General features: G+C 71.5%; 21 protein-coding genes. 7 read left to right on the top strand and 14 right to left on the bottom strand.

Annotated elements, in window-relative coordinates; genetic code table 11:
• Positions 1-99: 99 nt before the first annotated feature.
• From ACQPWU_RS39455 to ACQPWU_RS39445, 3 genes are all read right to left on the bottom strand, one after another.
• Complete coding sequence (locus ACQPWU_RS39455; protein ID WP_433430772.1) at positions 100-411, bottom strand: hypothetical protein; 312 nt, start codon at positions 409-411, stop codon at positions 100-102.
• On the bottom strand, positions 408-692 hold the full coding sequence (locus ACQPWU_RS39450; RefSeq protein ID WP_433430771.1) for a hypothetical protein: 285 nt from the start codon (positions 690-692) through the stop codon (positions 408-410). The genes ACQPWU_RS39455 and ACQPWU_RS39450 overlap by 4 nt, the downstream gene beginning before the upstream one ends.
• Before the next feature lie 303 nt (positions 693-995).
• The gene (locus ACQPWU_RS39445) at positions 996-1,757 is read right to left on the bottom strand and encodes a class I SAM-dependent methyltransferase (protein ID WP_433430770.1); all 762 of its coding nucleotides are present in this window, start codon (positions 1,755-1,757) and stop codon (positions 996-998) included.
• Between the two features lie 340 nt (positions 1,758-2,097).
• Between ACQPWU_RS39445 and ACQPWU_RS39440 the strand changes: the two genes are divergently transcribed.
• The gene (locus ACQPWU_RS39440; RefSeq protein WP_433430769.1) at positions 2,098-2,847 is read left to right on the top strand and encodes a crotonase/enoyl-CoA hydratase family protein; all 750 of its coding nucleotides are present in this window, start codon (positions 2,098-2,100) and stop codon (positions 2,845-2,847) included.
• Here the strand turns inward: ACQPWU_RS39440 and ACQPWU_RS39435 are convergent.
• The gene (locus ACQPWU_RS39435; protein ID WP_433430768.1) at positions 2,844-4,124 is read right to left on the bottom strand and encodes an FAD-binding oxidoreductase; all 1,281 of its coding nucleotides are present in this window, start codon (positions 4,122-4,124) and stop codon (positions 2,844-2,846) included. The two genes, ACQPWU_RS39440 and ACQPWU_RS39435, sit on opposite strands and share 4 nt — an antisense overlap.
• 54 nt (positions 4,125-4,178) lie before the next feature.
• Between ACQPWU_RS39435 and ACQPWU_RS39430 the strand changes: the two genes are divergently transcribed.
• The gene (locus tag ACQPWU_RS39430) at positions 4,179-7,370 is read left to right on the top strand and encodes a BTAD domain-containing putative transcriptional regulator (protein WP_433430767.1); all 3,192 of its coding nucleotides are present in this window, start codon (positions 4,179-4,181) and stop codon (positions 7,368-7,370) included.
• 32 nt (positions 7,371-7,402) lie between these two features.
• Positions 7,403-8,608 carry a non-homologous end-joining DNA ligase gene (gene ligD, locus ACQPWU_RS39425; RefSeq protein WP_433430766.1) on the top strand — a complete coding sequence of 402 codons (1,206 nt, stop codon included), beginning with the start codon at positions 7,403-7,405 and terminating at the stop codon, positions 8,606-8,608.
• 14 nt (positions 8,609-8,622) lie between these two features.
• Here the strand turns inward: ligD and ACQPWU_RS39420 are convergent, their stop codons facing one another.
• Positions 8,623-9,582: an NAD(P)-dependent alcohol dehydrogenase gene (locus ACQPWU_RS39420; protein ID WP_433445401.1), complete on the bottom strand. Its 960-nt coding sequence runs from the start codon at positions 9,580-9,582 to the stop codon at positions 8,623-8,625.
• An 80-nt stretch (positions 9,583-9,662) separates the two neighbouring features.
• Here ACQPWU_RS39420 and ACQPWU_RS39415 point away from each other — a divergent pair, with 80 nt between their 5' ends.
• Positions 9,663-10,319 (top strand): TetR/AcrR family transcriptional regulator, encoded by a 657-nt coding sequence (locus ACQPWU_RS39415; protein ID WP_433430765.1) that lies wholly within the window; start codon positions 9,663-9,665, stop codon positions 10,317-10,319.
• 183 nt (positions 10,320-10,502) lie between these two features.
• Here ACQPWU_RS39415 and ACQPWU_RS39410 read toward each other — a convergent pair whose 3' ends face one another.
• Positions 10,503-11,423 (bottom strand): LysR family transcriptional regulator, encoded by a 921-nt coding sequence (locus ACQPWU_RS39410; protein WP_433430764.1) that lies wholly within the window; start codon positions 11,421-11,423, stop codon positions 10,503-10,505.
• 71 nt (positions 11,424-11,494) lie between these two features.
• On the opposite strand from ACQPWU_RS39410, the gene ACQPWU_RS39405 reads away from it, so the two are divergent.
• The gene (locus ACQPWU_RS39405) at positions 11,495-12,382 is read left to right on the top strand and encodes an SDR family NAD(P)-dependent oxidoreductase (protein WP_433430763.1); all 888 of its coding nucleotides are present in this window, start codon (positions 11,495-11,497) and stop codon (positions 12,380-12,382) included.
• A 6-nt stretch (positions 12,383-12,388) separates the two neighbouring features.
• Here ACQPWU_RS39405 and ACQPWU_RS39400 read toward each other — a convergent pair whose 3' ends face one another.
• The 7 genes from ACQPWU_RS39400 to ACQPWU_RS39370 form a co-directional block, all read right to left on the bottom strand.
• Complete coding sequence (locus tag ACQPWU_RS39400) at positions 12,389-13,807, bottom strand: NAD(P)/FAD-dependent oxidoreductase (RefSeq protein WP_433430762.1); 1,419 nt, start codon at positions 13,805-13,807, stop codon at positions 12,389-12,391.
• Positions 13,804-14,913 (bottom strand): ABC transporter ATP-binding protein, encoded by a 1,110-nt coding sequence (locus ACQPWU_RS39395; protein ID WP_433430761.1) that lies wholly within the window; start codon positions 14,911-14,913, stop codon positions 13,804-13,806. Before ACQPWU_RS39395 ends, ACQPWU_RS39400 begins: the two co-directional genes overlap by 4 nt.
• Positions 14,900-15,694, bottom strand: a complete 795-nt coding sequence (locus tag ACQPWU_RS39390) for an ABC transporter permease (protein WP_360714025.1) — start codon at positions 15,692-15,694, stop codon at positions 14,900-14,902. The genes ACQPWU_RS39395 and ACQPWU_RS39390 overlap by 14 nt, the downstream gene beginning before the upstream one ends.
• Entirely contained in the window at positions 15,691-16,566 is an 876-nt protein-coding gene (locus tag ACQPWU_RS39385) for an ABC transporter permease (RefSeq protein WP_433430760.1), read from the bottom strand. The genes ACQPWU_RS39390 and ACQPWU_RS39385 overlap by 4 nt, the downstream gene beginning before the upstream one ends.
• A gap of 6 nt (positions 16,567-16,572) precedes the next feature.
• Positions 16,573-17,691 (bottom strand): ABC transporter substrate-binding protein, encoded by a 1,119-nt coding sequence (locus ACQPWU_RS39380; protein WP_433430759.1) that lies wholly within the window; start codon positions 17,689-17,691, stop codon positions 16,573-16,575.
• Positions 17,692-17,725: 34 nt separating this feature from the next.
• Positions 17,726-18,304, bottom strand: coding sequence for a helix-turn-helix domain-containing protein (locus tag ACQPWU_RS39375; RefSeq protein WP_433430758.1), 579 nt, complete (start codon positions 18,302-18,304; stop codon positions 17,726-17,728).
• A gap of 115 nt (positions 18,305-18,419) precedes the next feature.
• On the bottom strand, positions 18,420-19,313 hold the full coding sequence (locus ACQPWU_RS39370; protein WP_433430757.1) for an SDR family oxidoreductase: 894 nt from the start codon (positions 19,311-19,313) through the stop codon (positions 18,420-18,422).
• Positions 19,314-19,400: 87 nt separating this feature from the next.
• On the opposite strand from ACQPWU_RS39370, the gene ACQPWU_RS39365 reads away from it, so the two are divergent.
• On the top strand, positions 19,401-21,161 hold the full coding sequence (locus tag ACQPWU_RS39365) for a thiamine pyrophosphate-dependent enzyme (RefSeq protein ID WP_433430756.1): 1,761 nt from the start codon (positions 19,401-19,403) through the stop codon (positions 21,159-21,161).
• Here the strand turns inward: ACQPWU_RS39365 and ACQPWU_RS39360 are convergent.
• Positions 21,130-21,897 carry an IclR family transcriptional regulator gene (locus ACQPWU_RS39360; RefSeq protein ID WP_433430755.1) on the bottom strand — a complete coding sequence of 256 codons (768 nt, stop codon included), beginning with the start codon at positions 21,895-21,897 and terminating at the stop codon, positions 21,130-21,132. The genes ACQPWU_RS39365 and ACQPWU_RS39360 overlap by 32 nt on opposite strands.
• Positions 21,898-21,966: 69 nt before the next feature.
• Here ACQPWU_RS39360 and pobA point away from each other — a divergent pair, with 69 nt between their 5' ends.
• The gene (pobA, locus tag ACQPWU_RS39355; protein WP_433430754.1) at positions 21,967-23,121 is read left to right on the top strand and encodes a 4-hydroxybenzoate 3-monooxygenase; all 1,155 of its coding nucleotides are present in this window, start codon (positions 21,967-21,969) and stop codon (positions 23,119-23,121) included.
• Positions 23,122-23,142: the final 21 nt, after the last annotated feature.

Raw genomic sequence — 23,142 nt, 5'->3', positions numbered from 1 at the left:
TCACGCATGATCAACGATGCCGTCTGCTGGGCGGTATCCAGCCGGTAACCGGGTGGCGAAGGCGAGCTGCGGCATGCGCTCAGGCCGCAGCGGCCGCTCTCAGGGGCGGTCGTAGATGGAGTGGTCGCCGATGCGCCGCCACTGCAGGATCGTCTCGCCGTCGTCCTCCGTGGTGAAGCGGAAGGTGGCGCGCCCGTCCGGCGAGGCGAAGTTCCATGTCATGGAGTAGATGTCGGTGCCGGCGAGTTTGTGGATGCGCAGCCGTACCGGCCAGGGCAGGTGACCCGTGTGGGCTCCCTGGGTGAGCGCGGGCAGGAAGTGTTTGCAGACCGCATCTTTGAACAGCGCGTAATGCTCTGAAGGCAGTCGTGAGAGATCCCGCAGAAACGAGTCGGACCGCTCGTACTTCAAGCGGAGGTCTCCCCGCGAATGGCGTCGCTCTCGGTGAAGAGGTCATCCATGCTGTCGAAACGTCGGCTGCGGCCGTCTCGGAAATCCGTGTCGGCCTCGGCTTCGGCCGCTTGCCAGCCGGGCGTCCAATACCACGCGTCGTCGGCGGGGACAATGGCGGCCACTCGACGGCCGTGATCGGTCAGGTAGGCGATCGCGCCACGCTCGGAGGCGGCACTGATGACCTCGGGCAGGTGGCCGTCGGCTTCGTTCAGCGGGACCTCGAAGGCGCTGTCGCTCATGTCTTGAGTGTAGGTCAGAGCATATGCGGGGGTCACACTGCACAGTGTAGCCGTTCGATTGCTGAACGTGTGTGCTTGATAATGACGTCGGGGGATTCCTCTCCGGCTCGGCAAGGTCGCGCGTAAGGCTGGAGCCGGCTCCGGTCATAGGCACCAGGTCAAGCGCCTAGGTGGCAAGGTCCGCGCTGAGCGGCCCGGTCAACTGTCACACCGCCGAGTCCGGCGATTCTTGCCAGGTCGAGGGGGCCGGAAGGATGCGGCGGCGCAGGAGTTTCACCAGTTCGCGGCAAGTCATCCAGCGGGTCAGCCGCCGCCGGTCGGGGCCAGCGTGGCTAGATATCCTGGGAAAACCACGGTCACTTCCCCGTTCCGGAAAACCTCCGCAAGCGTGCGGTGACACCAGTCGCGCGCCTGCTCGGCGCTGACGTCCCCGCGCGCGATGGCACCGTCCACGTTGACCTGGCCCAGCACGTAACGGAGGTAGTCGCCGAGTGTCATCGGTACCGGAATCTCGACGTCGGTGTGGTCGAGCAGGCGCAACCCCGTCCCGGCGAGGGCCAACTCCTGTACGGCCAGCGGCCGCCATCCAGGTGGTGATGGAAACCGCTGCTCGAACGACTTGAACCACGCCGCCAGCGCGTCACCTGCCAGCGAGTACCGGCCTTGCGAGAAGTCGTACAGCAGGAAGACCCCGTCTGGAGTCAAGACGCGGGCTACCTCGGCAAGGGCCGACGAAAGCTCGGTGTAGTTCAGCGAACCAGCGGCGGCGACCAGGTCAAACGACGCTGCGGCGAATGGCAGTCCCTCCGCTGCGCCGATGACGAATCGAGCGGATGGCGCGACCGATCGTCGGTGCACAAGCATCGCAGGGACCGGCTCCAGGCCGATCACATACTCGGCCAACGGTGCGAGCGCGGCAGTAGATACGCCGGCACCGCATCCGACATCCAGTGCTCGCCCGACCGGACGCTTAAGTTGAACCGACTTGAGGATCTGCTGATGCACCGGAGGACGGTCGAAAGCGTAGCTTGCCGCCAGCCGTTCGCTGTCGTAGACGCTTGTCATGGCATCTCCGGGATCGGCATCGGCTACGCAAAGGATCATGCCGCACATTCGTTCAACACGCATTCCCCTGTTCGGAGCACTAGTGCCAGAACACCGAGCACTCAAGCTGGTGGCACAGCGAGCTCAGCTCGATCCACGGCTGTCCACTCAGAGGTACGGATCCGGTCGGTGCTCCCTCGCAGGGCACTACCGTAGTACCTGGAGCGAGAGCACGGCTTCCGGCTGTGACATCGGAAATGCGCCGGCCGTAGCGGGGCTTGTCGCTGGCCGGGACCTCCGCATCAGCGTACGCTCGGCACGTTTCCCGAGGAGAACCGCACGCTTTCCCGAGGAGGGTGGCATGACCGTACGCGTGGAGCGTGAGGGACCGGTCACCACCGTGGTGATCAGCAGGCCCGAGGCGCGCAACGCGGTCGATCGCAAGACCGCCGACGCGCTGACGGACGCGTTCCGTGACTTCGAGGGCTCCGACGCCGCCGTGGCGGTGCTGTGGGGCGAGGGCGGCACGTTCTGTGCCGGCGCCGACCTCAAGGCGCTCGACAACCACATCGGCGAGGAGGGCGACGGGCCGATGGGCCCGACCAGGATGCGCCTGACCAAGCCGGTCATCGCCGCCGTGGCCGGGCACGCCGTCGCGGGCGGGCTGGAGCTCGCGCTCTGGTGCGACCTGCGGGTGGCCGAGGAGGGGGCGGTGTTCGGGGTGTTCTGCCGGAGGTGGGGGGTGCCGCTGATCGACGGCGGCACCGTGCGCCTGCCCAGGCTCATCGGCGCCTCGCGGGCCATGGACATGATCCTCACCGGCCGCGCCGTCGAGGGGCGCGAGGCCTACGAGTGGGGGCTGGCCAACCGGCTCGTGCCCGACGGCACCGCCAGGCGCCACGCCGAGGAGCTGGCCCGCGAGGTCGCCCGCTTCCCGCAGACCTGCCTGCGCGGCGACCGGCTGTCGGCGCTGGAGCAGTACGGGCTGGGCGAGGAGGAGGCGATGCGGAACGAGCTCCGGCACGGTCTCGTCTCGCTGCCCGACGCCGTGGGCGGCGCCGCCCGGTTCGCGTCGGGCGCGGGCCGCCACGGCGACTTCGGCGACATCTAGCCGAGGACGGGGAAGTTCGCCCTGATCACGCCGTGCGGGTCGCGGGACCGCTTGAGGTCGCGCAGCCTGGCCAGCGACTCGCGCGGGAAAGCCGCCGCGGCCTGCTCGCCCCCGTGCAGCATCGTGAACGGCTTGCGCCCGCTGGTGAACGGCACCAGCGCCTTGCCCAGCCGCTCGAGGCGCTCGGCCGTCGCCTCGGAAGGCAGTCCGATCCCGTAGAGCAGGTACGGCTCGTCGAGGTGCCCCGCTGCGCCGCCACCGTCCGCGGGCCTGGTCAGCGCGCCGCCCAGATGCCGGATCTGCACGCTGATCAGCGGGTCGATGGGCTCGCCCAGCAGCACGCCGGCCACCTGGTCGTCCAGCCCGGTCAGCAGCTCGCACCGGCTCGCCCCCGGCGAGGGGTCGGTGGGTTCGTCGCAGATGGAGCCCAGCTCGGCGACCGGCAGCAGTCTCCTGTTGTCGCTGAGAGCCCCGTCGATCAGGTCGAAGGGCCGCAGCAGCCCGCCCGGCTCCTCGCCCAGGTAGGTGCAGTCGATCATGACGAACCCGGAGCCGCCGGGGATCTGCAGCAGGTCGAACCAGACCGTCAGCTCGTCCGGCGCTGACGCGGTGACCTCGCGGAAGGCGTCCAGCACCTCGGGCGCCCGCTCGATCGGCCACATGATCCGCCCGCCGTACAGCGAGGGGGCGGGAGGCAGCTCGAACTCCATCGCCGTCACGATCGCGAAGTCGCCGCCGCCGCCCCGCAGCGCCCAGAACAGCTCCGGATCCCGATCGGCCGTCACCCTGATCCGCGTGCCCTCGGCGTCCACCGCGTCGAAGGCTCGCACGGCGTCGGCGGCGAAGCCGTACTTCCTGCTGAACCAGCTCAGCCCGCCGCCCAGCGTGTACCCGACCACGCTCACCACGGGCGAGCTGCCCGCCAGGCCGGTCAATCCGAGCGGGCTCGCCGCGGCCAGCACCTCGCCCCACTTCACGCCCGCGCCGACGCGGGCCACCCCGTTGTCGATCTCCACTCCACCGAGCCCGCGGGTACGCAGCAGGATCGTGCCCTCGGTGTCGCCGGAGGGGCCGTGGCCGCTCGGCTGCGCGGTCACCGCCAGCCCGTGCAGGCGGGCGTAACCGACCGCCGCCGCCACGTCGTCGGCGTCGGCCACCTCGACGACCGCGCGCACCGGCTGGTCAACGGCCAAGTTCCACGGCCGGCGCGCCTCGTCGAAGCCCTCGTCGCCGGGGAGGAACACGCGGCCGCTCGTCAGATTCTTCAGTTCGTTCATGCATCCAGGGTGCGTTTTAGGACTTGAGGAGGAGTTGGGGTTGACTTGGGGTTCGTGGAGTTCAGACTGTTCGGCCCGCTTGAGGTGGACGACGACGAGGGCAACCGGCTCGACTTGGGCACCCGCAAACAGCGGGCGGTCCTGGCCAGGCTGGGGCTCGAGCCCGGCCGCGTCGTCCCGCTCGACCGGCTGATCGAGGAGCTGTGGGCGGGGGAGGCGCCGGCCAAGGCCACGGCGACGCTGCAGGCGTACGTCTCGCATCTGCGGCGGGTGCTGGAGCCGGACCGCAAGCCGCGCACGCCGCCGCAGGTGCTGCTCACCCGCGAGCCCGGCTACCTGCTGAACGTCACGCCCGGCCAGACCGACGTGGGTCGCTTCGCCGCCTGGGCCGCCGACGGCGCGCGCCTGGTGAAGCAGGGGCGGCACGCGGAGGCGGCCCGGGTGCTGGACCGGGCGCTCGCGCTGTGGCGCGGGGAGCCGCTGGCCGAGTTCCCCGATCTGGCGCCGGTGGCGTCCGCGCGGCTGGGCGAGCTGCGGCTCGCGGCCGAGGAGGACCGGCTGGAGGCCCGGCTGGCGCTGGGAGAGGCCAGCGTGCCCGACCTGGAGGCGCTGACCGAGGCGCACCCCTACCGGGAGCGGGCGTGGGGGCTGCTGGTGGTCGGGCTGTACCGGGCGGGGCGTCAGGCCGACGCGCTGGCGGCGCTGCGCAGGGTGCGCGCCCTGCTCGCCGGCGAGCTGGGGATCGAGCCGGGGCCCGAGCTGAGGCGGCTGGAGCAGGCCGTGTTCGAGCAGGCGCCCGAACTGGACGCGGGAACGCCCGCGAGAGGCGAGGCGGCGCCCGCGGACAGCCCCAGGCCTGTCCCCGTCCTCGACGGGGACAGGCTCGTGGCCAGGGAGGGCGAGCTGAGGGCCCTGGAGGAGCTGCTGTCCGAGGCCAGACGGGGCAGGGGCGGGCTGGTCCTGGTCACCGGCGAGGCGGGCATCGGGAAGACGAGCCTGGCCAGGGCCGCCGCCGACCTCGCCGCCGCCAGGGGCTTCAGGGTGGAATGGGGGCGGTGCCTCGACGGCGGCACCGCTCCGGCGTTCTGGCCCTGGACCAGGGCGGGCCTGATCCCTCCGCGCCCGCACGCCGAGCTGTTCGACCTGTACGACGCCGTACTGACCGAGCTGCGCAAAGGCCCCCTGCTGGCGGTCCTCGAGGACCTGCACTGGGCCGACGCCTCCTCGCTGAAGCTGCTCGGCCACGTCGCGGGCGAGGTGGCGAGGACCTCCGCGCTCATCGTCGCCACGCTCAGACCGGAGCCGGGCGACCACCCGGAGCAGCTGCGCGAGACCCTGGGCGCGCTGGCCAGGGAGAGCCGCAGGCTCCCGCTGGAGCCGTTCGACGCCTCGGGCATACGCGACTACCTGCGCCTGCACGACGTGGCGGCCGACCCGCAGGAGCTGCTCGACCGGTCGGGCGGCAACCCGTTCTACCTCGCCGAGCTGCTCCGCCTCCCGGAACGCGAGCGCCACCTCGTCCCTCCGGGCGCCCGCGACGTCATCGAACGCAGGCTGGCCCGCCTGCCCGAGCCCACCCAGGAGCTGCTCAGAGCCGCCGCGGTCGCGGGCCGCGAGGTGGAGCTGGACCTGCTGACCGCCCTCGTGGACCGCCCGGTCGAGGAGGTCATGTCGCAGCTGGAGCCCGCGCTGGCCGCCGGGCTGCTCGCCGAGCTGTCCAACGGGGCCGCCGACTACCGCTTCTCCCACGCCCTGGTACGTCAGGCCCTCGACGCGGGGCTCACCAGGCTGGACCGCGCCCGCCTGCACCTGCGGGCCGCCGGACACCTGGAGACCGTGCCCGGCGCCGATCCCGTGATCCTGGCGGGCCACTTCGCCGCCGCGGCCAGACTGGGCGGCGCCCCCAAGGCCGTCACGTACGCCACGCGGGCCGCCCGGCAGGCCGCGGAGCGGCACGGCTACGAGGAGGCCGTCGAGCTGTGGGAGCTGGCGCTCGGCCATCTCCCGCCCGGCGACTCGTCCGAGCGCTGCCGCGTGCTGACCGAGCTGGGCCAGGCCCGCCGCACCCTGGGCGACGCCGAGGGCGCCTACCGCGACCTGAGCGAAGCCGTCGCCCAGGCCCAGCGGCTCGGCGACAGAGACGCGCTGGTGGCGGCGGTCTCGGTCTTCGGCGGCCTGTCGGTGTGGAACTGGCGCCCGTACGGCGTCGTCGACGAGGGCATGGTCGCGCTCCTGGAGGACCTCCTGGCCGGCGACCTCGACGACCGGTCCAGGGCCGCGCTCCTCGGCACGCTCGGCATCGAACTGCACTACGGCCCGCGGCGCGCCGAGGGCGAGCGGCTGGCGCTCGAGGCGGTCGACCTGGCCCGCCGCTCCGGCGACGGCATGCTGCTGGCCAGGGCGCTCAACAACTACCTGATCACGAGCTTCGTACCCGGCCGCAACCGCGAGCGGCTGGCGGCGGCCGAGGAGATGGTGGCCGTCCCCGGGCTGCCCAGGGAGGCCAGGCTGGTGGCGCGGGTGCTGCGCATGGCGTGCCTGCTGCGCGCGGGCGAGCTGGCCGAGTGGAGCAGGGACCTGGCCCGCTGCGAGCAGCTGCTGCACGAGGTCGACCGGCCCGAGCTGGAGGCCATGGTCCGCGTCGCACAGACCGCCGACCACGCCCTGCACGGCCGGTGGGCGGAGGCGGAGGCGCTGGCCGAGCACTTCCCCACGATCTCCTTCGGAGCGAGCCTGTGGGGCCAGGAGGCCCGCCACCTCGGCGTCCTCTACACGTGCCGGCGCGGCCAGGGCCGGGTGGCGGAGATGCTGGACGAGCTGGTGGCCGCGGGCGACCGTCCGCTCATGAGCATGGTGCGCCCGCTCGCCATCCTGGCCTCCCTGGACGTGGGCCGCACCGAGCAGGCGCGGCAGCTCCTCGAACGGTGGGGTGTGGACCTGCGGGAGGACTGGTCGGCGGACTTCTTCTTCCCGGTCTGGGGTCTCGTGGCCGCCCAGCTCGGCACCCCCGACCCCGGGGAGATGTACGAGCGGCTGCTGCCGATCGCCGGCCAGCCCGTCGTCATGGGCACGGGCAGCGCGGCCCTGGGCTCCGTGCAGGACGTGCTGGCCGAGCTCGCGCTCCGGCTCGGGCGTACGGAGAAGGCGCTCGAGCACAACCAGGCGGCCATCGCCACGCACCAGCGGCTCGGCCTGGCCTACTTGGAGTCGCGCAGCCGCGCCCGCCGCGCCGAGCTGACGCCCTGAGCCTTGTCGGTGGCCCCGCGTATGGTGACCGTATGCCTGTCATCGAGGTCGCCGGGCGCGAGGTCCGCATCACCAGCCCCGACAAGGTGGTCTTCCCGCAGACCGGTCACACCAAGCTCGACCTGATCAAGTACTACCAGGCCGTGGGCGAGGCGGCGCTGCGGGGCGCCTACGGGCGGCCGATGGTGCTCAAGCGGTTCGTGCACGGCATCGAGCAGGAGGCCTTCTTCCAGAAGCGCGCCCCGGCCAAGCGGCCCGACTGGATCGAGGTGGCCGAGCTGAAATACCGCTCGGGCCTCAGCGCGGAGGAGGTGGTCTGCACCGACCTGGCCCAGCTGCTCTGGGTGGTCAATCTGGGATGCGTCGACCTCAACCCCCATCCGGTGCGCTCCGACGACCTGTCCAGGCCCGACGAGCTGCGCATCGACCTCGACCCGGTGCCGGGCGTCGAGTGGGCCGACGTGCTGGCGACCGCCCAGGTGGCGCGCGAGGTGCTGGCCGACCACGGGCTGGTCGCCTGGCCCAAGACGTCCGGGTCGCGGGGATTCCATGTGTATGCCCGGATCGAGCGGCGATGGCCGTTCGCGAAGGTGCGCAAGGCGGCCGAGACGGTGGCCCGCGAGGTCGAGCGGCGGGCGCCCGAGCTCGCCACCAGCCGGTGGTGGAAGGAGGAGCGGCACGGCGTGTTCGTCGACTTCAACCAGAACGCCTACGACCGCACGGTGGCCTCCGCCTACTCCGTGCGCGCCGTGCAGGACGCCCGCGTCTCGACGCCGCTGACCTGGGACGAGGTGCCCGGTTGCCGGCCCGAGGCGTTCACGATCGACACCGTGCCCAAGCGGCTGGCCTCGGCCGGCGACCCGTGGGAGGACATGGACCTGCACCCCGGCTCGCTCGACGGGCTCCTGGCGCTGGCCGAGGAGCTAGGGCCCGCGCCCAAGCCGCCCAAGGGCACGGGGCGCAGGCAGCAGACCATGCCCGTCATCGAGATCGCGCGGGCGGAGCACAAGGACGAGGCGCTGGCCGGGTTCGAGCGGTGGAAGGCCCGCCATCCTGAGGTCGCGGCCCGGCTGGAGCCCGCCGACGTGCTGGTGGACGGCATGCGGGGGCGCAGCAGCGTGTGGTATCGCGTCCGGGTCAACCTCCAGCACGTCCCGGAGGAGCAGCGGCCGGAGCAGGAGCCGCTGGAGGTCGACTACGACCCCTGGCGCGGCGCCGGAGGCCCCGGCCCAAGCTGAGGGGGCGCCGGGTCTCAGACGACGCGGACGATGATCTTGCCGCTCACGCCGCCCGCCTCCAGGGCCCGGTGCGCCTTGGCGATCTCTTCCAGGGGGAACACGGTGTCCACGACCGGGCGGATGGCGCCGGTCTCCACGTACCGGGTGAGGTCGGCGAGGAGGCGGTGGGTGGGCCGGCCGCTGAAGAAGCGCACGCGCCGCCGGCCGTACACGGTGGAGGCGGCGATGTACGACAGGGACGCGGCAATCTGGTTGACGTCGAAGGCGATCGCCACCATGCGGCCCGACGGGGTCAGCAGGCGCCGGTAGGCGGGGTGGTCGCTGCCGACGGTGTCCATGACCACGTCGAACCGCGGCAGATCCGCGGGCCGCGTGGTGGCGTAGTCATAGGCCTCGTGGGCGCCGAGCTCGCGGACGAGGTCGAGGTTGCGTGCCCCGGCGAGCGCGGTGACGTGGGCGCCGAGTGCCCTGCCGAGCTGCACCGCCACGACGCCGACGCCGCCGCTGCCGCCGCGCACGAGCAGGCGCTCGCCCGGCTGCAGTTTCGCCTTGTCGCGCAGTGCCGTGATCGCCGTCGTGCCCACCGGGAGTGCCGAGGCCTCCACCAGGTCGAGGCCCGCCGGGAGGAGGGACAGGTGACGGGGGCGGACGGCCAGGTACTCGGCGACGCTGCCGAACGTGCGGTCCAGCACGCCCCACACCCGGTCGCCCAGCCGGGGACCGGGTTCGGCCGGGTCCGGGCCCAGGGCGACGATCTCGCCGGTGAAGTCGAGCCCCATGCGTTTCGGGAAGCCCCGCTGCATCAGCCCGGTCATGGGCCGCAGTGCGCCCGCCCGGCCGTGCAGCTCGCCGCCGTTCACGCTGGCGGCGTGCACGCGCACCAGCACCTCGCCGGGTCCGGGGACCGGCTTCGGCACCGTGCCCACATACAGCACTTCCGGTGGCCCGTACCGGTCGAACAGGGCCGCACGCATCTCAGTCGCAGTCATCTCCACGTGAGTGACGGTAGCGGGCTAACCGGAGGGGGCCGTCCATTTACGTTAATGTGAGAAATATGCCTGGTCCTCCCTCTCAGATGGCGCCCGCGCAGGCGCTGCGGGCCGACGCGCGGCACAACCGCGTGCGCATCCTCGAGGCCGCGCGGGAGTCGTTCGCCACGCGCGGGCTCGACGTGCCCATGGCGGCCATCGCGCGGCGCGCCGGGGTCGGCGTGGCCACGCTCTACCGGCGTTTCCCGTCGCGGGAGTCGCTGATCACGGAGGTGTTCGGCGACGAGCTGGCCACGTGCGCGTCGGTCGTGGACGAGGCGCTGGCCGATCCGGACCCGTGGCGGGGGTTCTGCTCGGCGATCGAGAAGGTGTGCGCGATGCAGGTCGCCGATCGGGGGTTCACCGACGCGTTCCTGACGGCGTTCCCCGACGCGATCGACTACGAGCGTACGCGGCTGCGGGCCGAGCAGGGCTTCGCCGAGGTGATGCGGCGGGCCAAGGCCGCGGGGCGGCTGCGAGCCGACTTCGACCTGGCCGACCTGACGCTGCTGCTCAAGGCCAACTGCGCCGTCGCCACCGGAACGAGGGAGGCCGCGGCGGCGACGTCGCGGCGGCTGGTGGCGTACCTGCTGCAGTCCTTCCGGGCCGAGCACGCCGAGCCCCTGCCACCGGCGCCGCCGCTCACACTCGACCTCCTGCACGGGTCGGCACCGATGCGGTAGCCCCTGCCCCCGTCACCGGCGCCTACCCTCCGGCTACGTGCCGGGCACCATGAAACGGCTCCGAATGAAGAACGGACGCTTCCTTCGCGCCTCCGGCCGAGGAGACGCGCGAAGTGATCGAGCTCCGCCTGACCCCGGAAAGCGATGCGCCGGAGCTGGTTCCCGCGGCTCGGGCCGCAGTGCTTACGGCGGTGTGTCGGTGTTGAGGGCGGCGGTGCGCAGGGCGTCGGCGACGCGGGCGACCGGCTCCGAGGGCGGGTGCGGGAGGCGGGCCAGGAGCAGGCGGCGGTGCTCCTGCGGGCCGCCCCTGACCGGCAGGATGCGTACGCCCGGCGGCGCGACCGCGGTCAGCAGGGCGGACACGGTGGTCAGCCCGCAGCCGGCCGCGACGAGGTGCAGCTTGGCGAGCCAGTCACGCGCGGTGTGGACGATCTCGGGCTTCTCGTCCAGGCCGGGCCACACCCCCATCGCCAGGTCGTCACCCGCGGGCCCGGCGATCCAGCGCTGCCCGCGCAGGTCGGCGACATCGATGTAGTCGGAGTGGGCGAGCGGATGGGTGGCGGGCACCGCGAGGCGCAGACCCCGCTCGGCGAGCGTCCGGAGGGCCAGCGGCGGCGACTCCGCGTCCGGCGGGCGGAACGGCGGCGCCGACGCCAGCAGGGCCAGGTCCAGGCTGCCGGCCCGCAGCGCGCGGACGAGCGCCGGGGTGCTGCCTTCCCGGGTGACGACCGTGATGGCGGGGTCCGTGCGGCGCAGCGCGGCAAGTGCCCTGGCCAGCAGCACGGCGCCCGCGCTGGGAAACCAGCCCACCCGTACGACCCCGGCCTGCGCCGGCAGGCCGGACAGCTCCCGCGCGGTCGCGTCGATCTGGTCCAGCACGATGGTGGCCCGGCGCAGCACGATGCGGCCGGCGGCGGTCAGCCGCGCGCCGTCGCGCCGCCTCTCCAGCAGGTCGGCGCCCGCGGCCCGTTCGATCGAGGCGATCTGCCGGGACACCGCCGACTGGGTGTAGCCGAGCGCGGTCGCGGCGGCGGTGAAGGTGCCCTGCTCGGCCACGGCGCGGAAGACCCGCAGCGCGGTCAGCGACACGTCGCTGAAGTCCATGACGTCTACGCATACCAGGTGTGCGTAACTTTCGTTGGACTCATGGCCGAGGCGGCTCCTAGCGTGGCGGCATGAACGATCCACGCATCGCCCTGGTGACGGGGGCGAACCAGGGCCTCGGCCGCGCCCTCGCCGAAGGGCTGGCCGCCCGGATGGCCCCGGACGACCTGGTCCTGCTCACCGGCCGCGACGCCCGGCGGGTCTCGGACGCCGCCCGGGAGGTCACGCGATCACCCGGCACGCGCAGCCGGGTGGAGGGCCGGGTCCTCGACGTCGCTGACTCCGGCGCCGTGGCCGGGCTGGCCGATGAGCTGCGCGAGCGCCACGGCGGGGTGGACGTGGTGATCTCCAACGCCATCGCCCCGAACGCCCCCGACAGGTCGCAGGCCGAGCAGGCCGACGAGTTCATCGACGTCGCCAACGTCGCCACCCACACGATCCTGCGCTCGTACGGCCCGATACTGAAGCCCGGCGGGCGGCTCATCGTCGTGGCCAGCACCCTGGGCACCCTCGGCCACCTGAACCCACGGCTGCACCACTTGTTCGACGGCGCCTCCCTCGACCAGGTCGAGCGGGCCGTCGAGTCCTGGCGCAGCGCCGTCCACGCCGGGACACTCGAGGAAGCCGGCTGGCCACACTGGCTGAACGTGCCCTCCAAGGTGGCGCAGGTGGCCGCCGTGCGCGCCGTCGCGGCCGAACGCCGCGAGCGCGACCTCGCCACCGGCACGATGATCGCCTCCGTCTGCCCCGGCATGGTCGACACCCGGGCCTCCCGGCCCTGGTTCAGCGAGTACGGCCACGCCCAGACCCCGGCCCAGGCCGCGCGGGCGGTGCTCGACCTGGTGCTCGCCGAGGGCGCCGACCCCGCCCTGTACGGAGAGCTGGTCCGCTTCGGCAAGCCCCTGCCCTGGTACGGCGGGACACCGCCCACCGAGCAGGAGCGCCTCGTCATCCCGTGACGCGGCTCAGCGGCCCGAGATCAGGTTCGCCAGGCGGGCGTACGGCGAGGTGGTGGTGCCGTGGTCGTTCTCCTGGCGGTCGGCGGTCCGGAACAGCGCGTAGATGAGCTGAACCCCCGTCCACCGCAGCGGCTCCGGCTCCCACTGACGCACCTGACGGCCCACCCAGGGCAGGGCCGTGAGCTCCGTGTCCTGGCGCAGCACCAGGTCGCGGAGCGTGCGCCCGGCCAGGTTGGTGGTCGTGACGCCGCTGCCCACGTAGCCGCCCGCCCAGCCGAGCCCCGACGCGTGGTCCAGGTGGACCGTCGAGCACCAGTCGCGCGGCACGCCCAGCACCCCGCACCAGGAGTGCTGGATCCGCGCGTCCGCCGCCGCGGGGAAGAGCTTCACCAGCATCCGCCACAGCAGCGCCACCGTCTGCGGCTGCGTGGCGCCCCGGACGTCGGTACGCGAGCCGTACCGGTAAGGCACGCCCCGCCCGCCGATCGCGATGCGGTCGTCGGCGGTGCGCTGCGCGTAGATGTAGGCGTGCGCCTCGTCCCCGAGCAGCTCGTTGCCCGACCACCCGATGTGCTTCCACACCTCGGCGGGCAGCGGCTCGGTGACGATCATGGAGCTGTTCATCGGCAGCCACTGCCGGTGCTGCCCGGCCAGCGAGGCGGTGAAGCCCTCGGTGGCGCGGATGACGTAGTCCGCCGAGACCTCCCCGCGCGTGGTGATCGCCGCCGCCTGGGCGCCGTCCCGCCGCGGCCGGATCTCCGTCACCGTCGTGTCCTCGAAGATGTCCACGCCCAGCCGGGCCACCGCCTCGGCCAGGCCGACGGCCAGCTTGGCGGGCTGGATGCGGGCGCAGTGCGGCGAGTACGTGGCCTCGAGCGTGCCCGCCACCTGCACGCGCTCGCGCTGCTCGTCGCGGTCCATCAGACGCAGGTCTTCCTCGCCGTACCCCCAGGTACGCAGGTCGTCGAGCTCCTCGCGGAGCCTGCGCCGCTGGGCCGGGTTCGTCGCGACGTGGATGAGCCCGCCCTTGTGGATGTCGGCGTCGATGCCCTCCCTGCGGGTCACCTCGATGACCTCGTCCACGGACTGGAACATGGCGTGCTGCAGGTCGATCATGGCCTGCCGCCCGCGCGCCTTGGCGTGCCGCTTGCGCGATCCGGCGAACTCCGCCGACAGCCAGCCGCCGTTGCGCCCTGACGCCCCGAACCCGGCGAACTCCTTCTCCAGGATCGCGATCCGCAGCCCCGGCTCGGCCTGCTTCAGGTAGTACGCGGTCCACAGGCCGGTGTAGCCGCCGCCGACGATGGCCACGTCGTACGAGCGCGGCCCGGGCAGCGGGGGACGCCGGTCCGGCAGGCCGATCTGCCGGTACCAGAAGGAGACCCCGCCGTTGGCGAAGTCCCTGGTCAGCGGGATGCCTTTCACGTTAGTACAGCCTCCACATCGGGTGAGTCGGGCAGCAGGACGGAGTCGGCGACGCGCCACGTGAGGGTGACCTCGTCACCTCCGCGGGCGTCGCTGAGGCTGCCGGCCTGCTCGCGGACCAGTGCCGCGGAGCCGTCGGGCAGCCTCAGCTCCAGCTTCCTGCTGGAGCCCAGGTAGATCTCACCGGTGACGGTGGCCGGCAGGGCGTTCCATTCCGGGTCGGGGTCGAAGCCGGCCTTCCGCACGGTCAGTCGCTCCGGGCGTACGACGAGCGCCCCCGCCTGCTCGGCCAGGGTGCCCGGCGCCCGCAGCAGGCGCGCGCACACGCCGATGCCGTCGGGCGTGACGTCGCCGCGCAGGATCGTCGACTCGCCGAGGAAGCGGGCCACGAACAGCGTGCTGGGCCGCTCGTACAGCTCCTCGGCGGCCCCGACCTGCTCGATGCGGCCCCGGTTGAACACCGCGATGCGGTCCGACAGGACCAGCGCCTCGTCCTGGTCGTGCGTGACGTACACGAACGTGATACCGAGCTCCCCGTGGATGCGCTTGATCTCCAGCTGGAGCCAGTCGCGCAGCTTCTTGTCCAGGGCGCCGAGGGGCTCGTCCATCAGCAGCACGCGCGGGCTGTAGACGATGGCCCGCGCCACGGCCACGCGCTGCTGCTGGCCGCCGGACAGCTCGCGCGGGTAGCGGTGGCCGTACTCGCCGAGGTGCACGGTGGCCAGCGCCGCCGCGACCAGCTCGGCGCGGCGCGCCTTGGGCACCTTACGCTGCTTGAGCGGGTACGCGATGTTCTCGGCGACCGTCATGTGCGGGAACAGGGCGTAATGCTGGAAGACCATGCCCATGTCCCGCTTGTGCGCCGGCGTCGCGGCGATGGCGGCGCCGTCCACGGTCAGCTCGCCGGAGGTGGGCCGGTCGAAGCCGGCGATGATGTTGAGCGTGGTCGTCTTGCCCGAGCCGCTCGGCCCGAGCAGCGTGATGAACTCGCCGGGCCTGATCGACAGCGAGACGTCGTCCACGGCGACGAAGTCACCGTAGCGCTTGGTCAGCCCGGTCAGCTCGATGCCTGCGCCGCGGGCGGCGAGATCGTTACTGGTGGACACGGGACCTCCTGGCGACGAAGAAGGTGGCGATCAGCACGAGGCTCGTGGTCAACACGATGATCATCGTGGCCGCCGCGGCGATGGTCGGGTCGGTCTCGCGGGTGACGCTCGCGTACATCTTCACCGGCAGCGTCTGCAGGTAGGGACTCTGGATGAACAGCGAGACGACCACCTCGTCGAAGCTCGTGACGAACGCGAACAGCGCGCCCGCGGCCACGCCCGGCGCGACCAGCGGGAGCGTCACGGTGCGGAACGTCGTCAGGCGTCCCGCGCCCAGGCTGGCCGCCGCGCTCTCCAGCCGCCGGTCGAACCCGCTCAGCGACGCGGTGACCGGGATCATCACGAACGGCAGCGCGAGCACGGTGTGCGCCATGACGAAGCCCATCAGCGTGCCCACGAGCTGCAGCTTCAGGAAGACGGCGTAGACGCCGATGGCCAGCACGACGCCCGGCACGATCATCGGGGCCAGCATCGACCCCTGGATCAGCGCGAGGCCGCGCATCCTGGCCCTGGTCAGGCCGAGTGCCGCAGCCGTGCCGAGCGCCGTGGCCACGATCGTGACCAGCAGGCCCACTTCGATCGAGGTCCACAGGGCCGACATCCAGGCCGTGTCGCCGAAGAAGTGCTCGTACCAGCGGGTGGAGTAGCCGTCGGGCGGGAACTTCAGCGAGGCCTTCGAGGTGAAGCTGAGCGGCACCACGATCAGCGCGGGAGCCACCAGCCAGAAGCCGACCAGGGCGCAGAACGCCCACAGCACCCCGCGGCCCGCACGTGCGCTCATCCGGTGACCTTCCTTCCCGCCCGGCGCAGCGTGACGCCCAGCAGCGCGATCATCGCGAGCGTGAGCCCGAGCAGGACCACGCCCATGGCGCCGCCGCGCCCCCACTTCAGCAGCCCGTTGACCTGCGTGAAGATCTGCTGCGAGAGCAGTGCGTCGGTGGGCGAGCCGAGCAGCGCGGGGGTGACGTAGAAGCCGAGCGCGCTGATGAACACCGTCAGGCAGCCCGCCGACACCCCCGGCAGGGACAGCGGCATGTACACGGTCGCGAACGCCTTGGCGGGGCGCGCCCCCATGCTGCCCGCGGCGGTGAGCAGCCGCCGGTCGATCCCGCTCATCACCGCGTAAAGCGGCAGCACCATGAACGGCATCAGCAGCTGCACCATGCCGATCACGACCCCCGCCTGGGTGCGGATCAGGCTGAACGGTCCCAGCCCGATGAGCCCCAGCGCGTCGTTGACCACGCCGGTGTCCTGCAGCAGGATCACCCACGCGAAGGTGCGCACCATGAGGCTGGTCCAGAACGGCACCAGCACCAGCAGCGTCAGCACGGCCCTGGCCCGCGGCCCGGCGATCGTCATCGCGTACGCGTACGGGTACGACACGATCAGCGCGATCACCGTCACCCACAGGGCGGTGGTGAACGTGCGGCCGAGCACCCGCAGGTTCTGGGCCTCGCCGAAGAACCAGGTGAAGTTGCCGAGACCGGGTGCCGGATCGGTGAAGGCGCTGATCACCGTCGAGATCAGCGGAAACAGGAAGAAGACGGCGAGCGCCACCAGCGCCGGCAGGGCCAGGAGCGCCGGGCGGCGCTCACGATCCGCCGGCTGATTGGCGGCGGCGGGCGGTGCGACCGCTTGCAGGGTGGAGGCCATGGGCGATCAGCCGCCGAGCCAGGCTGACCACTTCTCGATCATCTCCGGCTGGTGTTCGGCCCACCACTTGGAGTCGATCTTGAGTGCCTTCTCCGCCACTCCCGGGCTGGTCGTTAGGAACGACTGGCCGACCTGGTCGAGGTTGGGCTTGGCGTCGGTGTTGATCGGCGAGTACGAGGTCAGCTCCGTCAGCTTGGCCTGCTGCTGAGCGCCCAGGTAGTAGTTGATCAGCGCCATCGACGCCTTGGGGTTCTTGGCGTTCTTCGGCACGGTCAGCGAGTCCATGATCGGCATCCACTGGTCCCACGCGACCTGGAACGGCGCGCCGTTCTTGACGGCCGCGTACGCCCGGCCGCTCCACACCATCCCCATGTCCACCTCGCCGGACTCCAGCAGCTGCTGCGCCTCCGCGCCGGTCTTCCAGAAGACCAGGTTGGAACGGATCGACTGCAGCTTCTTGGTCGCCCGGTCGACGTCCAGGGGGTAGAGCTGGTCGGGCGCGACGCCGTCGGCGATCAGCGCGCCCTCGAACGGGCCGGGCGCCGAGTCGCCGGGGTTGCCGGAGATGGCGCGCTTGCCGGGGAACTTCGTGGTGTCGAAGAAGTCCTTCCAGCCCTTGGGCGGGTTGGAGCCGAACTTGTCCTTGTTGTAGACCAGCACCATGCCGTATTGCATCGCCGGGACGGTGCACTCGCCCGCCAGGCCCTCGGGGACCTTGGACTTGTCGATGATCTTGTAGTCGAGCGGCTGGAGCAGCTTGCCGCACTGGGCCTCGGCCCAGATGGAGTCGGAGTCGATCACGTCCCAGGTGACGTTGGAGGAGTCCACCTGGGCCTTGATCTTGGCGTAGTCGGTCGGGCCGTCCTGGAGGATCTTGGCGCCCGACTCCTGAGCGAACGGGTCGACCGCGGCCTTCTGCTGGCCCTCCTGGTAGACGCCTCCGTAAGAGACGAAGGTCATGTTCAGGCCGCTGAGCGCGTCCTTCTTGATCGTGCCCGACTTGGCGGGCCCCGATCCGAGGTCGATCGAGGCAGGCGCCGCCGAGCCGGCCCCGCAGGCCGCCGCGAGCAGGAGCGAAGCCGCGACACCGGCCATGGCGGCCAGTCGCGTCGGGTGCTTCGGCATGGGTTACCCCCTAGGTGGCAGGTATGAGTGGGGTTCAGGCGGATGTAGTAGGCGGGGCGACAATCCAGAGGATCTCGGCGGTTTCGTCGCTCTCATTGACGACCCGGTGGGGGACCGACGTGCGGTACTCCACGCTGTCCCCTGGCTCCAGCACATGAGCGGCGGCGGAGCCGTTGGGGCCGAGCCAGAGCGTGACCCGCCCGCGGAGCACCAAGAAGATCTCCTGGGAATCGCCGTGGGTATACGGTTCATCCCCGGTGGACGAGCCGGGATCGAACTCCCCGGCGTACACCTCCACGTTCTGGAGCGGACGCTGGGAGATCAGGAACTTGCGCGTGCCGGGGGCCGTGTGCAGCTCCGGACGTGCTTCGCGGCGCACCACGCGGTGGCCGATCTCGTCCTCCTCGTTGAACAAATCCGCGACCGTGAGTCCGAGAGCCGAGGCGATCCGCCGGAGCATACCGATGCTGGAGCTGGTCTGCCCGCGCTCCAACTGGCTGATGAAGCTGGCGCTCGCCTTGGCCTCGGCCGCGAGAGCGCGCACGGTCATGTGGCGCATGTTGCGGTAGGCCCGGATTCGCGCACCCAAGCGGGTGTTCTCCGACTCCGTCATCGAACCTCTCGATTGGCTGCACTGAACAAATTGTTAAGTGGCAATGAAAGGACCGTACAGAGGTAGTCGAATCCCCATCAAGGGGGAGATGAGTAACGAGTGCGTAAAAGGAGGCTCAGCCCCGGGTGGGGCGCTCGTACCCTTCGTCGCCCCCGTAGACGTGCAGATCAGGGTCGTGCTCCGGCTGGTTGGCCGGGCTGGTGGGCGAGGCGGTGTGCTCGGCGGCGAAGTCGTCCGAGAGCTCCGGCGGCGGCGGGAAGAGGTAGTCGTGCCAGGTGATCTCGCCCTTGGGCTCCACGTCCGTCAGGAGGTCGCCGGCGCGCTGGGCCGCGTACAGGCCGCCGGGGAAGCGGACGGGCAGGCAGGGGCGGTGCAGGTTCCTGGCCTGCAGCCACGTCTTGACCAGTTCCTCGGTGCTGAGCACCTCGGGGCCGCCGTACTCGATCTCGTCCATCGCGGGGCCCGCGTCGATCAGCTGGGTCAGCCGGGTGGCCACCTCGCCCGCGTGGACCGGCTGCCAGGGCACCGTGCGGTCCACGGTCAGCACGGGGAGCGACTCGAAATCGCTCAGCCGCCGGTCGAGCGACTGGTGGAAGTGGGTGGCGCGCAGGATCGTCCAGCTCAGGTCGCTCTCCGCGATCAGTCGCTCGGCCTCCAGCTTGTGCCTGAGATAGCCGATGGCGACGCGGTCGGCCCCGACCATCGAGGTGTACAGCAGGTGCGGGTACCCCGTCACGCGGGCGGCGGCGATCAGCTTGCGCGTGCCGGTCACGTCCACGGCGCCGCGGCCCTTGCGGCCGCTCGTGGCGAGGTGCGCGATCACGTCGACGTCCCGGACGGCGTCCGCGACACCGTTGCCGGAGACCAGGTCGCCCCACATCCACTCGACGTTCCCGCGGCCCTCCCGCTTCGTACGGCTCAGCGCCCGCACCCGGTGGCCCGCTCTGAGCAAAGCGGGCACCAGCGCGCCACCAAGCGTGCCCGTGGCTCCCGTGACCAGAATGCGCATGACGCCCCTCTACCCGCGAATCTCTGGAAATGACAAGGAATCTGGTAAAAGCGTCTGTGGGCGGCAGAGCGGGGTAGTGCCGCTCACATGGCTCGAATCGCAGCGGAATCCCTGATAGAACGGCTCGCCGAGTGGGGCGTCGACACCGTCTTCGGCCTGCCGGGCGACGGCATCAACGGCATCATGGAGGGGCTGCGGCGCCACCGTGACCGGGTGCGCTTCGTCCTCGTCCACCATGAGGAGGCGGCGGCCTTCATGGCCACCGGCTACGCCAAGGCCACCGGGCGGATCGGCGTGTGCCTGGCCACCTCGGGGCCCGGCGGCATCCACCTGCTCAACGGCCTCTACGACGCCAAGCTGGACCACGTGCCGGTGCTGGCGATCACGGGCATGCAGGAGACGTCCGTGCTGGGCACCGGCTACCAGCAGGAGGTGCACCTGGACCGGCTCTTCGCCGACGTGGCCGAGTACAACATGATGATCACCAATCCGGCGCAGCTGCCCTCGCTGGTGGACCTGGCGATCAGGACCTCCTACGCGCGGCGCGGGGTCTCCCATCTCACCGTGCCCAACGACATCCAGGTGTCGGAGGCGGGGGAGGAGCCGTACCGGACCGTGGCGCCGGCGCGCGCGCCGCAGACCGCGCCCATCTACCTGCAAGCCCCCGGCATCCCGCGGCAGGAGGACCTCCAGCGCGCGGCCGAGGTGCTCAACCAGGCCGAGCGCCCCGCCATGCTCGTCGGGCAGGGGGCGCTGCACGCCAGGCAGGAGGTGCTGGCCGTGGCTGAAGCGCTCGGGGCGCCCGTGGTCAAGACGCTGCCCGGCAAGGCGGTCATCCCCGACGACTCGCCGTACACGACCGGCGGGATCGGGCTGCTCGGCACCCGGCCGAGCGAGGAGCTGATGGACGACGTCGACGTGCTGTTCATGGTCGGCACGAACTTCCCCTACACGAAGTTCCTGCCGGAGAAGGCGCGGGTGGTGCAGTTCGAGGCGGAGCCGACCAGGGCGGGGGCCCGGATCGCGACCGACGTGCCCGTGGTGTGCGACGCGAAGGAGGGGCTGCAGGCGCTGCTGCCGCTGTTGACCCACAGGGACCGCACCTCTCATCTCTCGAAATATCAGACGATGATGGGCAAGTGGCGGGCCGAGATGGACGCCCTGGAGAATCCGGACCGGGATCCCATCGCGCCGCAGTACGTCATGTCCGTGATCGACGAGCTCGCCCGCGACGACGCCATCCTGACCTGCGACAGCGGCACCATCGCCACCTGGGCGGCCAGGCACTGGACGATCCGGGACGGGCGCCAGTTCTACCTGTCGGGGACGCTCGCCACGATGGCGCCGGGGCTGCCGTACGCCATCGCCATGCAGCACGCCTTCCCCGGCCGGCAGGTCATCGCGTACGTGGGCGACGGCGGCTTCTCGATGCTGATGGCCGAGTTCCTGACGGCGGCCCAGCACCGGCTGCCGATCAAGGTGATCGTCAACAACAACAACTCGCTCGGCCAGATCCTGTGGGAGCAGATGGTGCTCGGCTTCCCGGAGCACGGCGTGCGCTTTTCCGAGCCCGAAGCCGACTTCTCGGCCTGGGCCCGGTCGTGCGGCGGGTTCGGGGCCAAGGTCACCAAGGCGGAGGACGTGGCACTGACGATCGGGCAGGCGCTCGCGCACGACGGCCCGGCGCTGGTGGACGTGGACGTCAACCCGAACGAGCCGCCCATGCCCGGCAAGGTCTCCTACGAGCAGGCGAAGAGCTTCGCGCAGGCGTTCCTCAAGGGGCAACCGCACAAGGCCGCCATCGCCACCACCCTGTTCAAGGACCGGATCCAGAAGCTGGGGGACTAGCCTTCGCTATCCCCGCCGCGGCGTTCAGCAGCGGATCGATCAGGCGGGGCAGCTCGCGGGCGCGCCGGGACGACAGCACGATGCCCACGGCCGCGACGGGCCGCCCCTCCACCAGGATCGGCGCCGCCGCCGAGCACGAGCCCAGGGTCATCTCCTCGTACGTCAGGGCGTATCCCTGGGTCCGTACCGCCGCCAGCTCCCTGGCCAGCCGCCCCGGCTCGATGATCGTGTGCCGGGTCGGGCGTTCGAGCTTGCGCGCGAGGTAGGACTTCACGAACCAGTCCGGCTCGTACGCCAGCAGCGCCTTGCCCACGCCCGTCGGGTGCATCGGCAGGCGGCCGCCGGTCCTGGACACGATGGGCACCGCCCGCCTGCCGTAGACCTTGTCGACGTACAGCACCTCGAGCCCGTCGCGCACGGCCAGGTGCACGTTCTCGCCGGTGCTCGCGAACAGCTCCTGCAGCCACGGACGCGCCAGGTCGTGGAGCGGGCCGGGCGCGAGCTGGCCCAGCTCCCACAGGCGCAGCCCGACCCGGAGCCGCCCGTCGGGCGCGCGGCTCAGCGCCTGCCACTCCTCCAGCTCGGCCACCAGCCGGTGCGCCGTGCTCAGCGGCAGCCCGCTGCGCCTGGCCAGCTCGGTCAGCGTGAGCTGCGGATGCGCTGGGTCGAACGCGCCCAGGACGGCCAGCACCTTGGACGTCACCGAGCGCCCTGGCTCCCGTGATCCACCTGCCATGCGGCCATTCTTCCACTGAGTGGAAGGAGGATCTCGGCCAAATCGCGGTCGAGGCAGGATGCTTCCGTCATGCGAACTCAGGTCGGGATCATCGGGGCAGGCCCCGCCGGACTGCTCCTATCCCATTTGCTCCACCTGCGCGGCATCTCCTCCGTGGTGCTGGAGAAGCGCAGCCGCGATTACGTCGAGCGGCGGGTGCGGGCCGGGGTGCTGGAGCAGGGCACGGTGGACACGCTGGTCGAGGCGGGCGTCGGCGAGCGCATGCTGCGCGAGGGGCTGCCGCACCACGGCATCGAGCTCAGGTACGGCGGCGCAGGCCACCGCATCGCGTTCGAGAAGCTCGTGCCGGGCAGGTCCATCACCGTGTACGGCCAGCAGGAGGTGGTCAAGGACCTGATCGCGGCCAGGCTCGCGGCGGGCGGCGACGTGCGGTTCGAGGTCGAGGACGTGGCGCTGCACTCGCTGGACTCGGGGCCGTACCTGACGTTCGGCGGCGAGCGGCTCGACTGCGACGTGATCGCCGGGTGCGACGGCTTCCACGGCGTGTCCAGGCCGTCCGTCCCCGAGGGGGTTCTGAGCGTTTACGAGCGGGACTATCCCTTCGCCTGGCTGGGCATCCTGGCCAGGGTGGCGCCCTCGTCGGAGGAGCTGATCTACACCAGGACCGAGCGCGGCTTCGCGCTGCACAGCATGCGCTCGCCCACCGTCAGCCGCTTCTACCTGCAGGTTCCGGCCGACGCTCAGGTGGACGACTGGCCGGACGAGCGGATCTGGGCCGAGCTGAAGGCACGGCTGGAGAGCGTGCCCGGCTTCACGCTGACGACCGGCGAGATCATGGAGAAGGGCGTCACGCCGATGCGGGCGTTCGTGGCAGAGCCCATGCAGTACGGCCGGCTCTACCTGGCCGGGGACGCCGCTCACATCGTGCCGCCGACCGGCGCCAAGGGGCTCAACCTGGCCGTGGCGGACGTCCGCGTGCTGACCGAGGCGCTGGCCGCGTACTTCGCGGACGGCTCGACCGAACTGCTCGACGGCTACTCCGCCGCGTGCCTGAAGCGGGTCTGGCGGGCGCAGCACTTCTCGTGGTGGATGACGACGCTGCTGCACACGTTCGAGGACGACGACCCGTACGGGCGGCGGCTGCAGCTTTCGTACCTGGATTACGTGACCTCGTCGGAGGCGGCGGCGACCACCCTGGCGGAGAATTACGTCGGACTGCCATGAAAGATGGCTTCCATGGAGGAG

It is taken from the genome of Nonomuraea sp. CA-141351, from assembly GCF_050944675.1.
Taxonomy (GTDB): Bacteria; Actinomycetota; Actinomycetes; order Streptosporangiales; family Streptosporangiaceae; genus Nonomuraea.
This window is presented reverse-complemented; position numbering and strand designations above follow the sequence as displayed.

Excerpts from the sequence above, each read along its gene's own strand:
- ACQPWU_RS39435 (WP_433430768.1), bottom strand. The coding sequence starts at position 4,124 with ATGAACGAACTGAAGAATCTGACGAGCGGCCGCGTGTTCCTCCCCGGC.
- ACQPWU_RS39440 (WP_433430769.1), top strand. The coding sequence starts at position 2,098 with ATGACCGTACGCGTGGAGCGTGAGGGACCGGTCACCACCGTGGTGATC.
- ACQPWU_RS39380 (WP_433430759.1), bottom strand. The coding sequence starts at position 17,691 with ATGCCGAAGCACCCGACGCGACTGGCCGCCATGGCCGGTGTCGCGGCT.
- ACQPWU_RS39390 (WP_360714025.1), bottom strand. The coding sequence starts at position 15,694 with ATGAGCGCACGTGCGGGCCGCGGGGTGCTGTGGGCGTTCTGCGCCCTG.
- ACQPWU_RS39375 (WP_433430758.1), bottom strand. The coding sequence starts at position 18,304 with ATGACGGAGTCGGAGAACACCCGCTTGGGTGCGCGAATCCGGGCCTAC.
- ACQPWU_RS39410 (WP_433430764.1), bottom strand. The coding sequence starts at position 11,423 with ATGGACTTCAGCGACGTGTCGCTGACCGCGCTGCGGGTCTTCCGCGCC.
- ACQPWU_RS39405 (WP_433430763.1), top strand. The coding sequence starts at position 11,495 with ATGAACGATCCACGCATCGCCCTGGTGACGGGGGCGAACCAGGGCCTC.
- ACQPWU_RS39445 (WP_433430770.1), bottom strand. The coding sequence starts at position 1,757 with ATGACAAGCGTCTACGACAGCGAACGGCTGGCGGCAAGCTACGCTTTC.
- ACQPWU_RS39415 (WP_433430765.1), top strand. The coding sequence starts at position 9,663 with ATGCCTGGTCCTCCCTCTCAGATGGCGCCCGCGCAGGCGCTGCGGGCC.
- ligD (WP_433430766.1), top strand. The coding sequence starts at position 7,403 with ATGCCTGTCATCGAGGTCGCCGGGCGCGAGGTCCGCATCACCAGCCCC.
- ACQPWU_RS39420 (WP_433445401.1), bottom strand. The coding sequence starts at position 9,582 with ATGCGTGCGGCCCTGTTCGACCGGTACGGGCCACCGGAAGTGCTGTAT.
- ACQPWU_RS39385 (WP_433430760.1), bottom strand. The coding sequence starts at position 16,566 with ATGGCCTCCACCCTGCAAGCGGTCGCACCGCCCGCCGCCGCCAATCAG.
- ACQPWU_RS39365 (WP_433430756.1), top strand. The coding sequence starts at position 19,401 with ATGGCTCGAATCGCAGCGGAATCCCTGATAGAACGGCTCGCCGAGTGG.
- ACQPWU_RS39450 (WP_433430771.1), bottom strand. The coding sequence starts at position 692 with ATGAGCGACAGCGCCTTCGAGGTCCCGCTGAACGAAGCCGACGGCCAC.
- ACQPWU_RS39360 (WP_433430755.1), bottom strand. The coding sequence starts at position 21,897 with ATGGCAGGTGGATCACGGGAGCCAGGGCGCTCGGTGACGTCCAAGGTG.
- ACQPWU_RS39370 (WP_433430757.1), bottom strand. The coding sequence starts at position 19,313 with ATGCGCATTCTGGTCACGGGAGCCACGGGCACGCTTGGTGGCGCGCTG.
- pobA (WP_433430754.1), top strand. The coding sequence starts at position 21,967 with ATGCGAACTCAGGTCGGGATCATCGGGGCAGGCCCCGCCGGACTGCTC.